The sequence below is a fragment of the Rossellomorea aquimaris genome (genome assembly GCF_001877785.1).
Taxonomy (GTDB): domain Bacteria; phylum Bacillota; class Bacilli; order Bacillales; family Bacillaceae_B; genus Rossellomorea; species Rossellomorea aquimaris_A.
This window is the reverse complement of sequence record NZ_MINN01000073.1, coordinates 18,207-32,127: the sequence shown is the minus strand read 5'-3', so window position 1 is coordinate 32,127 and position 13,921 is coordinate 18,207. Positions and strand designations below refer to the sequence as shown.

Here is a 13,921-nt window from a genome sequence, read left to right as displayed (position 1 = left end):
CGACAACAATGCGGCCGGCCCATATGGGTCTGCTGCATTTTTAAAATGACCTGAGAATTTTCCTGTTTTCTTATTGGGATCAGGCCATTGTGTAAGGTTGCAGAAGATGGATATGTTACAGTAATAAAAAAGAAAGGAAAGGGATTATTATGACAAAGAAGCTATTTTATGATGATGCATACATAACCAGATTCGAGACGGCCGTCACCCGGCAGGGGCAGGATGAAGACGGCCGCCACTTTGTCGTATTGGAACAGACAGCGTTCTACCCGACAGGCGGGGGACAGCCCTTTGATGAGGGGACCCTCGACGGCATCCCGGTGGTGGATGTTGAAGAGAAGGATGGTGCAATCAGGCATTACGTGGAAAAACCGTTTGAGGATCTCCCTGAAACAATCACGGGGGAGATTGATTGGAAGAGACGGTTTGACCATATGCAGCAGCATGCCGGCCAGCATATCTTATCCGCGGCGTTCGCAGAGGCGCTCGGATATGAAACGTTCAGCTTCCATTTGGGGAAAGAAACCCTGACAATCGATTTGGCTGTGGAAAACATGACAGAGGAAGCCGCCGGCAAGGCAGAAGCTTTGGCCAATGCGGTGATCCGGGAAGCGAGGCCCATCGACACAAAGTGGATGACCTCGGAAGAAGCAGCCGCATATCCACTGCGCAAGGCGCTTGCCGTATCGGATGATGTACGCCTGGTCGTAATCCCGGACTTTGATTACAACGGCTGCGGAGGCACCCACCCGCGCTCCACTTCAGAAGTGGGAGCCATCAAGATACTGGGTTGGGAAAAGCACAGGGGGCATATCCGCCTCCAGTTCGTATGCGGAGACCGTGTGCTCGGGCAGCTTCACCAAAAGAATGACGTGCTAAAAGACCTGACCGCTGTTCTTCAATCGCCGCAGGACAACATGAAGGAAGCAGCAAGCCAGCTTCTAGATAAAATCAAGGCCCAGGAAAAACAGCTCGAAGAAGTGAAGCAGGAACTTCTGAAATATGAAGCGAAGGATCTTGCAGGAAAAGCAGTAAAGATTGCCGGAGGTGCCTCCTTCATCAAAGGGGCCTACCAGGACCGTCCCATCCAGGAGCTGCAGAAGCTCGCACGGCAATTGGTCGCTGCAAGGGAAGCGGCAATTGTTTTCCTGGCCGTCCAAAATGACGCTAAACTGCAAATCGTAGGTGCTAAAGGGAAGCAGGCGGACACAAACTTAAAAGAACTTGCTCCAAAGATCTTTGCCCTCATCAACGGCAAAGGCGGAGGAAAAGAAGACTTCATCCAGGGCGGCGGGGAACCGGTACTATCATCCCAAGCTTTATTGGATAAAATTGAAAATCTCCTCAATGAAGCATGAACAGTAAGAAAGCTCTCCACTGACAGTCGGGGAGCTTTCTTTATGGGGTGGGGTATTTTTGTGAAAACATCATCAACAAATAATTACAAATACCTACTAAATTTAACAATTACAATAAATCGCCTAAATATTACCACGTATGTTGCTTCTTCAACGGTTGATTTTTCACTGTTAAAACTTTAGATTCAGAACTTAATGCCTATATTATGATGTGTTCGCAAAGTCGCTGCTAGTCCTAAACTAACAGACAAGATTCGACAATCTCCGGCACTCATTGACGTTTGAAGCATCCGATGATAATTAATATATAGGAAAAAATTATGAACAAAATATGACATTCAGGTTTTCAAACCTGAAATTAGTGGTAAATAAGATTTGATTTAATTCCAAATTATTGAATACTGATACATTTGTATCATTTATGGGTGGGATTGACATCGTGGTTGATTTTCATTCGTAAAGAAAAAGAAAGAATCGAATGAATACATAAGCAAGAAAATAATTCACCAAGAACAATGCAGGGAGTATAGGAGGAGGTCGCCGGAGTTATATAAAATTGGCTTAGCACCGTTTATATCAGAATTAACTACATGGAGTGAAGAGAATGATTGAGTCCAAAAAAAGGGCATTTATATTTTTATTTTTAGCTTTTCTTTTAGCGCTTGTAGCTGGTTACTTAGTTTATGACAAAGTAAAGGATCTTAATTCAGAGCTGGGTGGAATGACCAAAGTGTATGTCGCGAAAGGAGATATACCTTCTAGAACATTAATTAAAGAAAGTCAAATACAGGGGATGGAAATACCTAATAAATTTGTAACGGAATCTCATATCACCGGAAAGCTTGAATTGAAAGACAGGGTTTCTGTTGTTCCGCTAAGTGATGGGGACATTATTACGTCTAACATGATTAAACCTGCATCCAACCTGAACAATGAAAATGATAGAGTAGTAGCCATTTATAGGAATGACAAAATACAATTTGATCAAGTAATCGCAGCCTTAGATAGAATTGACATCATAGTGTCCCGCGAGGTTAATGGCGAAAGAAAAACAGAACTATTTATGGAAGACGTTCCCGTCTCTTACGCTGAAGGTGATGAAAAAAATTTTGCAGGGGTTGCCGTAGTAGTTCCAAAAGAAAAGGCATCTGAGTTAATTCATGTCCAAAACTATGCAGAACATATAAGAATTCTGAAAGCAAATGTAGGAAAAGACTCCAAATCAGCCCAAACAGAAACAACTACTAAAGAAAAGACAGAAGAAAAACCAAAAGAAGAAACTAAAAAAGAAGAAAAACCTGCTAGTAAGGATAAACCAAAAGAATCAAATCAAGGAGACACATCAAATGGAAAAGAATCTTGATATTCTACTAGTTAGTGAAGATGAAATCATTTCAAATCAAGTACTCAATACGCTGGATCAGGAAGAGAGCACAGTAACAGTCATCAGTCCGGAAGATACTGTAAGGGAAGTGAACAGACAAACCAGGGATATCATCGTGTTTGTTCAGTCCGATAATGATAATTCAGTAGAGTTGATTCAATATATTAAAACGGTTAACCCGTCTACGTACGTAATTTTTCTGGCAGTCAGCTCAGAGATTACGGTCCTGAGAAATGTAACAAGAGCAGGAGCGGAGGATTTCTTCGTCTTACCGGATGAGATGTCTCTCTTCTTGAGCAGGTTTCCAACGATTAAGAAAAATTACGTGTTGAAAAAAAGCAGTCAAGAAGATAATCAGGTGGTCTTTGGAAAAGGAAGGGGTCAAATTTTTTCCTTTTACAGTGCTAAAGGGGGAAGCGGGAAATCCGTTATCTCTTCGACATTTGCTCAAACGTTAAAACTTGAGTCAGCGGCAGAGGTCATTTTGCTTGATTTCAATTTTCAATATGGCGGTATAGAGACTATCATGTCCATCGAATCGAACCGCTCAATAGCGGATTTGACACCTGTAATAAATGAGCTGAATGAGAACCACGTAAGAAACGTTTCTCAAACTGAATCTCACTCTCAAATGGAAATCCTGGTCAGTCCTTGTGATGCGGAAGTAGGGGAAACGCTGGATGAACAATTTATTGCTAAGTTATTAAGAACATGCCGAAGATCGTTTGATTATGTAATTATCGATCTACCTTCCGAAGTGAATAATTTGATGGTCACCACTTTAGAAGAATCAGACAAAATATATTATGTTCTTTATCCGGAAACATCCTCATTAAAGGTGTTAAAGCACTATGAAGAATTATGTACCAGGCTGGGAATCGATTTGCAGTCGCGGATGGAAATTATTCTTAATGAAGTTTCTAAAGAAAACGAACTTCAACAAGGCGATTTAAAGGATATCTTGAGATTCCCAATCACAGCATCCATTCGCAGAGATTTAAAAGGGCTGCAACCTTATGTAAATAAAGGAGAACCAATCAGAAAGTCTCCTAAGGAGAAGAGACTCATTCCTTTTGCTAAGGATGTCAGAAAGTTTGCTAAGTCAGTCTTAAGTTAGGAGGGAAACGATGTCGTCTCTATTTGATAAACGAAAAGAAAAAATGAGTAAGAATCGGCCGACTTCCTATGAATATGAGAATCACCTGGTGGATGATCTTGTAGAGCATTATAAAGCCAGGTTATTAAGAGATACAAACCTCGAAGCCCTAACACAACTCACTCAAGGTGAGATGAGATTAAAGATTGAACAGCTTGTATCACAGTTCATGTCGGAAGAAAGAGTGATTATTTCACGGAATGACAAAGAGTTACTAATATCTAGAATTTTAGATGAGTCTGTGGGATACGGGCCTCTAGAGCCTCTGATTAATGATGAAACGATTACAGAAATCTTAATTAATGGATTTGAAGAAATCTATGTAGAGCGATTAGGTAAACTTGAAATCAGTCATGTGAAGTTCAGGGATGATGAACACGTTAGGCACGTAGTAGACCGTATTGTTGCACCTCTTGGCAGGAGAATTGATGAAAGCTCGCCAATGGTAGATGCCAGATTACCAGATGGGAGCCGGGTAAATGCTGTCATACCTCCGATTAGTTTAAACGGTACGTTGGTTTCCATAAGGAAATTTAGAGCTGAACCGTTTAAAATGGATGATCTGCTTAACTTCAACACGTTAAATTCCAATATGTCTAAGTTTCTTGATGCCGTAGTCAAATCCAAATTAAATACATTGATTTCGGGAGGTACAGGATCAGGTAAAACAACAATTCTTAATGTATTGGCTGCTTCTATACCATTTGGAGAACGCGTCATAACGATAGAGGATTCTGCAGAGTTAAGGCTGGATAGACCTAATGTTGTAGGGATGGAAGCAAGGCCGGAAAATGTTGAAGGAAGAGGAGAGGTTTCTATCAGGAACTTGGTGAAAAATGCTCTTCGTATGAGACCCGACCGTATTATCGTAGGGGAGGTACGAAGCGGGGAAGCCTTTGACATGCTTCAGGCAATGAACACCGGACATGAAGGTTCGATTACTACAGTCCATGCCAATTCACCTGAGGATGCGCTCCGGCGTGTGGAAGCCATGGTTGTAATGGCGGGGATGGATCTCCCTTCTCATATCGTCAGAGAGTATATAGTCGGTGCATTAGATATCATTGTTCAGGCAACGAGATTAACAGATGGAACCAGGAAAATTATTTCTATTTCGGAAGTTATGAAAAATGCCGATGGAAGTCATGAAATGAAAGAAATTTTTACCTTTAAACGGACAGCCATGAAAAAAGATGGCACGATTGAAGGTTACTATACAGCTACCGGTTATGTCCCGAAATGTCTAGAACGTTTGAAGGTATTTGGAAATGAAATATCCGAAGCTGCTTTTAGCCCTCTATATGAGGAGGTGAGCACTTGATTGCAGCTCTAGTCACTACAATTGCTACTTTGGTATTTATAATCGCATTGAATTTTTTCCTCGAATACAGGAAGGAAAAGAGGGAGTGGAAGAAGCAAGTTCACGACTTCTATAGCAATGGCGAAAAGAGAAAAAGCTATATTGTACTTCTGGGAGACCGGTTTGACCGTACAGAGACAGCACAGCCTATTTATGAAAAGTTGAGAGCTGCCAACATTCCATTGACGCCATCTGAGTACTTTGGAGCACAGGTGGTAGCCGTTATGGGCTTTGTTATCGTACTTGGCAACTTCTTCAACCTTAATTTTCTTATTAGCATTTTCGTATCGCTTATGTTTCTTGAGGGCGGAAAGAGGCTTGTCTTCTTATTAAGGAAAAATATTATAAAGCAGCGACTTGCCCAGCAATTGCCGGAAATATGCAGGCTTCTTGCTAACGCAACAAGGTCGGGGATGACTCTTAATCAGGGTGTCCAGCTTGCAGCTCAAGAAATAAGTGAACCTGCAAAGAGTGAATTTAAACGACTGGCTCAGGAAATTTCATTAGGTATTGATTTCAACACTGCAATCAGATCTATGGAGAAAAGGATCGATAATCGAGAATTCAAGTTATTTGTCGCTACCATACTCATTCAAAAAAAGGCAGGGGGTAATTTATTTTCTGTACTGGATGAAATGGGTCAGACACTGGAAGAAAGGAAGATCCTGATGCAGGAAATTAAAACAATGACTGCGGAACAAAGATATGTAGCATATATCGTCCCTGTCATTCCAATATTTCTTGTTTTAATGATGAATAACATCATTGAGGGTTTCCTCGATCCGTTATTTACAGGTCTGGGTGTTATACTTTTGCTCCTATTCATAGGAGGGACCTTTTTGACATTCTTCTTAGTGCGAAAGGTTACCAACATTAGGGTGTGATGGCATGGATGGATTAATCGTAATTTTTTTAGTACTGACTCTATTATTTTTAGGCCTAAGCTTAAAAAGCTTCTATTCTTATATAGTGACAAAAAACGAATTGAAAAAAGAAGTAGCTCAAAAAACCTATATCTATAATTCTTTCGAAAAAAAGGCTACGAGAAAAGAAAAGATCCTAACCAAAATTTTTGGGTATGCGGATGATTTCACAGCAATCGGTCAGCGGGTTAATTTTTTCAGTGAAGATCACGAAATTAATAAGCTATTAATCAAAGCGGGACATCCATACGGATTGACTGTTGAGAGATTCCAGGGATTAAAGATGTTCTTTCTGGTAATCGGACTGATAATAGGCGGAATATGCCTTGTTTTGCAGCTGCCATTTTCACAAGTCGCTGTTATTCTCTATCCAATTGCAGGTTATGGAGGAGCCATTCTCTGGTTAAATGGTAAAGCCAAAAAGCGTCAGGAAGATCTATCGTTCCAGCTTCCTGACTTCCTTGACACGATGAGTGTCACACTTCAAGCAGGAGTGGGGCTTAATCAAGCCTTGCAAGATATCGTACCCTATTTTGAAGGGCCAATCAAAGAAGAATTCGGTCGGTTCATCCAAGAATTAAGTGTAGGGGTTCCAAGGGGAGAAGCATATCAAACTCTCTTGGAACGGAACGACAGCAGGGAGTTCCAGCTGCTTATTAAATCATTGATTCAAGGCGAACGCCTTGGTGTTCCAATTTCAAAAACATTTAAACTGCAAGCTGAGGAAATGAGAAAAATCAAGAAAGAAATGATCAAAGAAAAAGCGGCGAAAGCATCTCCGAAAGTAACGCTTATAACAACCTTTCTCGTTCTTCCATCAGCCCTAATACTTATTGGCGGTTTAATGATTATAAATATGTTTAGTGAAAACCGAAACATCCTCCAGATGTTTCAGTAAATAAAAAAATAAAACAACTTAAGGAGAGAAAAAATCATGATGAACAAATTAACTGAGCTTTACGTAAAATTAACGACACCGGTGAAAAACGAAAAAGGTGCACAGTCACTTGAATGGCTTGGATTAGCTGCATTATTAATTCTAGTATTAGGAATTGTGTCTACAGCTGTAAGTGATAGCAAAGGAAGCATCACGACAATCATTAGCAATATATTCAAAAAAATCACTGAGATGGTAGGCTAATTCACAATAATTAGGAGGCAGAAAAATGTACTTAAAGAGAATACTGCCTGTAGTACTAGGGGTATCGATATTTATTATCGGTTGTGGAAATGAAGAGAATGAAAAAGCAGATACTGCATCTCAGAAGGTAGAACAAACAAATGATGAATCTACTAAAAATAATAATGAAGGAAAAAACACTGAAAAGAACAAGGAAGAAGTTAAGTTGGATATCAAACCACTGCCGTCTTCTTATGAAGAATTGGAAGAAATGCCTGTTGGTGAAGAATCGGAGCATATTCCCTTATTGACGCAAGAAGATAGAGAAAAAGCAGTGGAACGATTTAAAGGCTTGCCTGATGTTAAAAATAACCCATCAGAAGAGGAACTTGATTATTATTATCAAGAATTACTAAGTATGGTTCAAAGAGACTTTAAGGGCCCGGAAGAAATGATGAAACAGCTAAAGTTTCAATCTTTTGGGAATCCAGAAATTGAAGACTCGCGTTATCAATTCAAAGAAAATCTTAATGTTGAAATCATTCTTGATGCTTCAGGGAGTATGGCTCAAAACGCAGGTAACAATACCAAGATGGAGTCAGCCAAAGAAGAAATCCTGAATTTTGTAAAAGAGCTGCCAGAAGGAACAAAAGTTGGGATGAGGGTATACGGGCATAAGGGAAGCAATGCAGATTCTGATAAAGAACTCTCTTGCAAAAGTTCTGAAATCGTATATCCAATAAACACCTATGATACTGCAAAATTTCAATCAGCTCTGGACCAAGTGAAGCCGACAGGATGGACACCGATTTCCCTTGCACTAAAAGAAGCTCAAAAAGATCTATCAAAGTTTAATGGAGAGAACAATACAAATATTGTTTATCTTGTAAGTGATGGGATTGAAACATGTGACCAGGACCCGGTTGATGCAGCAAAAGATTTGTATGATTCCAATTTAAACCCGATCATCAATGTGATCGGTTTTGATGTTGACGGTGAAGGTCAAAGGCAGTTAAAGGAAATTGCTGATACCACTGAGGGGATTTATTCCAATGTTGAAGATCAAGCAGGGCTAAAAGCAGAACTTGAAAAAATAAATAGTGTTGCGGAAGCATGGGATAAATGGAAAGAAAAAGGAGAACAATCAATCGAACTGAAAGAAGTTCAAAATAGTTTGGATATCTTTGAATATATAACCAAGGAAGATGTAAAAGCAACCGATGAAAGAGTTCAGATTAACTTACTTCTTTCAACTTTTAAAGAATTCGACTATATGAGTAATGATTCAAGGATTTACTTAGAAAATAAGAACAATGAGTATCATAAGTGGATTGGTGAACAAATTGATGAATTCAAAGCACAATTAAAAGAGTTGAATCAAAAGAATTTACAAGAAGCAAAAAAAGCACTAGAAGAAAAATATCAACTCAATAGTCAATAGAACTGGGGTGATTGTATGAAAAAAGTAAATTGCACAAAACTATTCAGCCTGATGTTAATTAGCATTCTTTTATTCTGGAATGTATTCCCTCTGGTTGGTTTGGCCGGTTCGTTTATCACCCCAGGAACACCCATCAAACCTGGTCAGGCAATCAGCCCAGGTGATCCCATCAGTGGCGGAGATTTTCTCATACCTGGAGATGTCTTTCAACCGGGGGATGCAATAAATCCGGGAGATTCTTATAACGATGGGAAGAACATCAGCTCCGGGACGCCGATTTTAGAAAACTTCCCTTTGACTAACGGGACTTTCATCATTCCAAATGCTCCTCCTCTTCCTCCTAATTTTGTTTTTGGTGGAGATAGCTTTACCCCCGGGGACCCAATTTCCCCTGGGGATCCATCAGGGGCTGGTGAAACCAGCTCAGGAAACGTGGATGGTAATGGTAAAGCTATAGAAGGCGGGGATCCAGGAAGTAACGGTAAAGCCGTTGAGGGAGGAGACCCTAATGGAGATGGTAAAGCCGTTGAAGGAGGAGACCCCGATGGAGATGGTAATGCCATTGAAGGCGGTAATCCTGATGGAAACGGTAATGCTGTGGAAGGAGGAGATCCAGGCGGTAACGGAAATGCTGTAGAAGGTGGAGATCCGGACGGAAACGGTACAGGGTTCGAAGGCGGAGATCCCGATGCAAGTGGGAATTCTGTGAAAAATGGAAACCCTGGAGGAGAAGGAAATACTTCCGAAGGTACTGCCGCCGAGTCTAATCCATCTGTGTTAAATTTGTTTGTTAGCAGCACCGATACCAGTAGAGGTCCAGCAGGATTTATGGTAGGTCTTCTTAAAGACTACAAAAGGTACGGATTAAGTTTTTTTGACAAAATTGCGCAAGCCGGCGCCTCTTATTATGCAGGTTTTAATTTTAAAGACTTAGGCAACGGAAAATACTCCGTTTATGGAAAGAATAAGTTAAACAATAAAATTTCAGATTGGTTTTATCAAAGATATAAAACGTATAAATTTGATGGGAATGAAGCACACTTCGGTCCCAATTCAAGACATATTGGAAAATCTAGGTTTGACAGTTTCTTTGAAAGTAAATCGATTGGTGGGGGCGCAGGCTTTTGGGGTAATACAAAAAATTCATTAGTAAAGTCCCTTAACGAATCATGGAATCCCGCCTCTAAGAGTTTTTGGAAATTTAGTAATTCATTAAAGCTGGGTGGCCCTGTAAATGCAGTTTTATCTTCGTTTAATTCAATTTACGATTATGGATTTGGCGATGATCCGATCAAACGATCAAAAGGAATAGGAAGTACAGATTTTGCAGCAACTCTTACTACTGATGTTGCAATAGGCGTTGGATCTACAGCTATTGGCAGTGTTGCTTCTAGTATGGCTGCTGGTGCACTGGCAGGCTCAGCTGTTCCGGTTGTTGGAACGGCCGTAGGAGCAGTTGTGGGATTAGGCGCAGGGTTAACTACCACTTACTTAATTAACGGCACAGCTACTGGAAGAAGGCTTAAAGCAGGTGCTACTAAATTAATTAAAAATGCCTATGATGGTGGGGTTGATTTAGCTAAAAAAGGGGCAAAAGCTGTATCTGATGGTGTTTCATCTGCTTTTAAAAGGATAGGTGGTTTATTTGGCTAAAGAAGTTGTATCGTTTAAGAAGAGTAGAATAGTCCAAACTACATTTCTCTTACTCTTGATGGGATTTTTGTGTAGTTTTGTTCCTGAAGAAAATTGGATATTGTTAGGGTTTAATGTGGTTCTCTCATTAACAATAGGCTTTGTTTTCTTCTTACTGTGGAGGTATAACCGTCAAAATAGCAAGAGGTATTTTTCGCTACTATCATATTTTATGTTAGTAGCGTTATCGGTCTTTTTTTCAATCCCGTTATTTAGGGTGTTTGCTGACAGTTTTATTTTTTGGATAGCATTATTTTTCCTTATAGCTATGGCGGCGATCCCTTATTTTATATCTGAAAGAATTGCCAGAGGAGTACAAAACCCTACTAAATCTGCCCTGGGACGTGTCTATATGATTACTGTCCCCCTTATTATAGGTTTTGGCACAATATTATTTTTAAATGCGAACTTAAGCGCGAATCCTGATGCGTTTACAATCTCTATCTTTCTATTCTTTGGAGCTGTGTTTTTTCTTTTCATTGCTCCCATTCTTCTTATAACACCAGAAAGAATGAATGAATTAAACAAATAATTTTTTATGCATAAGGGGTTGTATTTTATGTTTAGTTTAAAAGGACTGCTTCAAGCAGTCGGTATTACTTTGCTATTTACTATTATTATTTCGTTTATTATCGGTTTGTTTAATATGCCGTCACTGCCGGTAATCATTTACTTCCTATTTTTATCTTCCAATGTAGTTATAGGAATTGTAGCACCACTCAAAAATAAGCATACCCCTTATGCTGCTGCTTTTTTGGGAAGTGTATCATTAACCGTCTTGAACTATTTTGCTGCTTATTACATGTTTAATGTCTATGTTCTGGCTGATCCGGTGCAAATTAATAATAATCTATTGTTAAGCACTTCCTTATCACTTTTAGCTGCGTTGTTTGTTGTGAAAATAGTATATAGAAAGTCAGGTAGAGAAAATGTTTAAGGATAGCTTAGGTATTTATAATCGGAATCTCCTTAGAATAATTCTATTAGGACTGGTTCTCGTTGTTCCAGTTTCAATATTTTGCTTTCAGGCAATTTTTTATGTATTTCAAGAGGTAGACACTCAGTATGCTAATATCTATGCAGCCTTAATCACATTGATTAATTTCACCTTGCTTTACCCGCCATTTATTAGAATTGCTTTATCAGAGGTGAATGACGAAGAATCTACTACACTTTGGGAATTAATTAAAGAGTTTGTTAATGGTTTTGGGATAATTATATTATTTACTTTAGCTCTTTTTACTATTGCCGTATGGGGGATTGTACTAATAGTCCCCTCTATCATTTGTGTAATTCTCCTTATCTTATTTCCACTATTTATAGATCAAAAGAAGGTTTCGCATATTTTTAAGAAAATTGGCAATGTGTTGATTAAAGAGAACTTCTTCATACTGATAGATTTGCTTATTATTCTTAGTATTAATCTTTTAGCATGGTCGGGCATCACTTTTCTTTTAAGCTCGTTTGATAATAACTTCTATGTTTACGTTATTTCCAGGTCATTGATCAACGCGGCTCTTTTCCCTCTTATCTATATTTACTTGACATTAAAATATAAAAATGGAGGGGAAGAATTATATGTCTAAAAAACCAATAAAAAAAGTAAATGTTTTTCTTGCGGTGTTTTTAACTGTTATAACTGGCGGGACTTATTTGGCTTTCTGGTTTATTAATAGAAAAAAAGAGATCAACAACATTACATCAGAAGATAAAATTCCCTATAAATGGTGGATTGTTTGTGCAATATATTTGATTCTTTCATTGGTCATTAACTTCATCGGGGGAGCATTCCTAACACCCTATGGAGAAACTACAATTGAATCTATCAACCTGATATTATCGTATTACTTCTTAGGCTTATTGTATTACTCTGCTTTTAGAACTAAGGAAGTTATAGAAATGAACAGTCAGGATGTAGAAATAAAACCTGTATTATTGGTTTTATTTCACGTTTGGTATTTACAATTCAAGATTAATAAGATTGAAGAATTTGGGAGAGGTTAAAAATGAAAAAACTCATTTCTAAGAGAATTAAAAACGAAAATGGTGCTCTCACGTTTGAGTTTTTGGGTATTCTGCCTTTCTTCTTTATGTTCTTCATTCTTTTATGGCAAGTCGTAGCCTCGGGCTATGCTGTATATACGGTTAAAACAGCTGTAAATGAAGGAGCCAAGACTTATTCAGCCACCAAAGATAGTATAGAAGCTGAAAATACGGTGAAAAATGCACTTGGATCAAGTTCAGTAATCTCATATAAAGGTGTTACGATCTCCCCGATGGATGCTAACGGGAAATTTGAAATGAATGTTTCAGTTGACCATCCACTTGTGTTCATCCCGAAGCAATGGAAAGATAAAACAGCGCTTTCGTTTGATCAGTCAGCTGTAGGTCAGGTGCTTGTGAAATGAAGAAGTATATTAATAATGAAAAGGGAAATTCGATTTTCTTTATTTTATGGCTGTTTGGAATCGTGGCAATCGTATTCCTAATTGTAGCTAATGTTTCGAAGGTATATATAGTCAAGGCACAGGCTGATAATTCAGTGGAACAAGCAGCATTTGCGGGGACATCGGTATATATTACTGAAACGACCAAAACCATTGAAGAATTTGATAGAAGCCCCTTCTCAACTGCACAGAAAGTCTTAGACTTAGGGAAATCAATTCAAGAACAAGTAGAAGATAAACAAACTGAGTTTGAAAATTCAGGTCAGTCTTCTGATATTGCATATTTAAATGCTTTGAATGAAGTATTGACTAAGGAAATAGAAGAACATCCGCAACTGAAAAAGACATTTAAAGACCACTTTTCCAAAATTTCTATAGAGAACAAAGTTAAAGAGGCCGCTCAAGCAATGATTAATGCTAACGGAGCTAATTCTGAAGACACTGAAGTGAAACTGTCAGAGGATGATTGGAGAGTGGAAGTGAAATCTACAGCCACTTTTGAAAGCGTCAATGATAATAAATTCGTAGAATACTTTGAGCGGAAAATTCCTCAAAAAGGGTATGGACCGAAATTGAAGTACTTGGAAAATATCTATAACTGATCAAAGGTGGTTTTACGATGAACAAAAAAGAAAAACGCTGGAGAAGGTTTTATTTATTCCTGATGATTTTCTTCTATGCCATTTATGTACCGGTATCAATAATTGAATGGCTGGCAGGTGACGGCGGACTTCCTCTTACAGCTGTTGTAGTGGGATTAGCTTTGCCGTATATGAGAAAGAACCATATTAATCAGATTCAGATGAAAGAAAATACGGGGCTTGAATAAATCTGTTCAAGCTCTTTTTAACAAAAACTAATTTCCAAAATAAGTAATATTGGTAGGTTGAAATACTTAATTTAATAAGAATAAAAAGAATAAATTAATAAGGAGTGAGTATTTTGAACAAAGTGGATGCGAAGAAACGAGTAAATTTAATGGGGATCATAGCCTCAATAAGTTTGGGGATACAACTTTTGCTAGTTGTTATTACCATAGC

General features: G+C 38.7%; 16 protein-coding genes. All 16 read left to right on the top strand.

Translation table 11 applies throughout. From position 1 onward, the window contains the following. Window positions 1-149: 149 nt before the first annotated feature. The gene (locus BHE18_RS03750; protein ID WP_071617309.1) at window positions 150-1,358 is read left to right on the top strand and encodes an alanyl-tRNA editing protein; all 1,209 of its coding nucleotides are present in this window, start codon (window positions 150-152) and stop codon (window positions 1,356-1,358) included. A gap of 604 nt (window positions 1,359-1,962) precedes the next feature. Beyond that, window positions 1,963-2,721, top strand: coding sequence for a flagella basal body P-ring formation protein FlgA (locus tag BHE18_RS03745; RefSeq protein WP_071617308.1), 759 nt, complete (start codon window positions 1,963-1,965; stop codon window positions 2,719-2,721). Further along, entirely contained in the window at window positions 2,705-3,859 is a 1,155-nt protein-coding gene (locus BHE18_RS03740) for an AAA family ATPase (protein ID WP_071617307.1), read from the top strand. The genes BHE18_RS03745 and BHE18_RS03740 overlap by 17 nt, the downstream gene beginning before the upstream one ends. 10 nt (window positions 3,860-3,869) lie before the next feature. Beyond that, a complete protein-coding gene (locus BHE18_RS03735; RefSeq protein WP_071617306.1) occupies window positions 3,870-5,219 on the top strand; it encodes a CpaF family protein in 1,350 nt (449 codons plus the stop codon). Then, window positions 5,216-6,142: a type II secretion system F family protein gene (locus BHE18_RS03730; protein ID WP_071617305.1), complete on the top strand. Its 927-nt coding sequence runs from the start codon at window positions 5,216-5,218 to the stop codon at window positions 6,140-6,142. Before BHE18_RS03735 ends, BHE18_RS03730 begins: the two co-directional genes overlap by 4 nt. A 4-nt stretch (window positions 6,143-6,146) precedes the next feature. Then, window positions 6,147-7,079: a type II secretion system F family protein gene (locus tag BHE18_RS03725; protein ID WP_071617304.1), complete on the top strand. Its 933-nt coding sequence runs from the start codon at window positions 6,147-6,149 to the stop codon at window positions 7,077-7,079. Window positions 7,080-7,115: 36 nt separating this feature from the next. Beyond that, entirely contained in the window at window positions 7,116-7,322 is a 207-nt protein-coding gene (locus tag BHE18_RS03720; protein ID WP_071617303.1) for a hypothetical protein, read from the top strand. 25 nt (window positions 7,323-7,347) lie between these two features. After that, window positions 7,348-8,742: a vWA domain-containing protein gene (locus tag BHE18_RS03715; protein ID WP_071617302.1), complete on the top strand. Its 1,395-nt coding sequence runs from the start codon at window positions 7,348-7,350 to the stop codon at window positions 8,740-8,742. A gap of 15 nt (window positions 8,743-8,757) precedes the next feature. Continuing rightward, window positions 8,758-10,395 (top strand): hypothetical protein, encoded by a 1,638-nt coding sequence (locus BHE18_RS03710; protein WP_071617301.1) that lies wholly within the window; start codon window positions 8,758-8,760, stop codon window positions 10,393-10,395. Then, window positions 10,388-10,966, top strand: a complete 579-nt coding sequence (locus BHE18_RS03705) for a hypothetical protein (protein WP_071617300.1) — start codon at window positions 10,388-10,390, stop codon at window positions 10,964-10,966. The genes BHE18_RS03710 and BHE18_RS03705 overlap by 8 nt, the downstream gene beginning before the upstream one ends. A gap of 27 nt (window positions 10,967-10,993) precedes the next feature. Then, complete coding sequence (locus BHE18_RS03700; protein WP_071617299.1) at window positions 10,994-11,371, top strand: hypothetical protein; 378 nt, start codon at window positions 10,994-10,996, stop codon at window positions 11,369-11,371. Further along, window positions 11,364-12,020 (top strand): hypothetical protein, encoded by a 657-nt coding sequence (locus tag BHE18_RS03695; RefSeq protein ID WP_071617298.1) that lies wholly within the window; start codon window positions 11,364-11,366, stop codon window positions 12,018-12,020. The genes BHE18_RS03700 and BHE18_RS03695 overlap by 8 nt, the downstream gene beginning before the upstream one ends. Next, window positions 12,013-12,438: a hypothetical protein gene (locus tag BHE18_RS03690; RefSeq protein ID WP_083573604.1), complete on the top strand. Its 426-nt coding sequence runs from the start codon at window positions 12,013-12,015 to the stop codon at window positions 12,436-12,438. Before BHE18_RS03695 ends, BHE18_RS03690 begins: the two co-directional genes overlap by 8 nt. 2 nt (window positions 12,439-12,440) lie before the next feature. Further along, window positions 12,441-12,842, top strand: a complete 402-nt coding sequence (locus BHE18_RS03685; RefSeq protein ID WP_071617296.1) for a TadE/TadG family type IV pilus assembly protein — start codon at window positions 12,441-12,443, stop codon at window positions 12,840-12,842. Then, window positions 12,839-13,483 (top strand): pilus assembly protein TadG-related protein, encoded by a 645-nt coding sequence (locus BHE18_RS03680; RefSeq protein ID WP_071617295.1) that lies wholly within the window; start codon window positions 12,839-12,841, stop codon window positions 13,481-13,483. The genes BHE18_RS03685 and BHE18_RS03680 overlap by 4 nt, the downstream gene beginning before the upstream one ends. A 17-nt stretch (window positions 13,484-13,500) precedes the next feature. Beyond that, on the top strand, window positions 13,501-13,710 hold the full coding sequence (locus BHE18_RS03675; RefSeq protein WP_071617294.1) for a hypothetical protein: 210 nt from the start codon (window positions 13,501-13,503) through the stop codon (window positions 13,708-13,710). Window positions 13,711-13,921: the final 211 nt, after the last annotated feature.

What these genes read in the sequence shown, in the direction of transcription:
- BHE18_RS03750 (WP_071617309.1), top strand. Translation starts at nt 150, where the DNA reads ATGACAAAGAAGCTATTTTATGATGATGCATACATAACCAGATTCGAG.
- BHE18_RS03745 (WP_071617308.1), top strand. Translation starts at nt 1,963, where the DNA reads ATGATTGAGTCCAAAAAAAGGGCATTTATATTTTTATTTTTAGCTTTT.
- BHE18_RS03740 (WP_071617307.1), top strand. Translation starts at nt 2,705, where the DNA reads ATGGAAAAGAATCTTGATATTCTACTAGTTAGTGAAGATGAAATCATT.
- BHE18_RS03735 (WP_071617306.1), top strand. Translation starts at nt 3,870, where the DNA reads ATGTCGTCTCTATTTGATAAACGAAAAGAAAAAATGAGTAAGAATCGG.
- BHE18_RS03725 (WP_071617304.1), top strand. Translation starts at nt 6,147, where the DNA reads ATGGATGGATTAATCGTAATTTTTTTAGTACTGACTCTATTATTTTTA.
- BHE18_RS03720 (WP_071617303.1), top strand. Translation starts at nt 7,116, where the DNA reads ATGATGAACAAATTAACTGAGCTTTACGTAAAATTAACGACACCGGTG.
- BHE18_RS03715 (WP_071617302.1), top strand. Translation starts at nt 7,348, where the DNA reads ATGTACTTAAAGAGAATACTGCCTGTAGTACTAGGGGTATCGATATTT.
- BHE18_RS03710 (WP_071617301.1), top strand. Translation starts at nt 8,758, where the DNA reads ATGAAAAAAGTAAATTGCACAAAACTATTCAGCCTGATGTTAATTAGC.
- BHE18_RS03700 (WP_071617299.1), top strand. Translation starts at nt 10,994, where the DNA reads ATGTTTAGTTTAAAAGGACTGCTTCAAGCAGTCGGTATTACTTTGCTA.
- BHE18_RS03695 (WP_071617298.1), top strand. Translation starts at nt 11,364, where the DNA reads ATGTTTAAGGATAGCTTAGGTATTTATAATCGGAATCTCCTTAGAATA.
- BHE18_RS03690 (WP_083573604.1), top strand. Translation starts at nt 12,013, where the DNA reads ATGTCTAAAAAACCAATAAAAAAAGTAAATGTTTTTCTTGCGGTGTTT.
- BHE18_RS03685 (WP_071617296.1), top strand. Translation starts at nt 12,441, where the DNA reads ATGAAAAAACTCATTTCTAAGAGAATTAAAAACGAAAATGGTGCTCTC.
- BHE18_RS03680 (WP_071617295.1), top strand. Translation starts at nt 12,839, where the DNA reads ATGAAGAAGTATATTAATAATGAAAAGGGAAATTCGATTTTCTTTATT.
- BHE18_RS03675 (WP_071617294.1), top strand. Translation starts at nt 13,501, where the DNA reads ATGAACAAAAAAGAAAAACGCTGGAGAAGGTTTTATTTATTCCTGATG.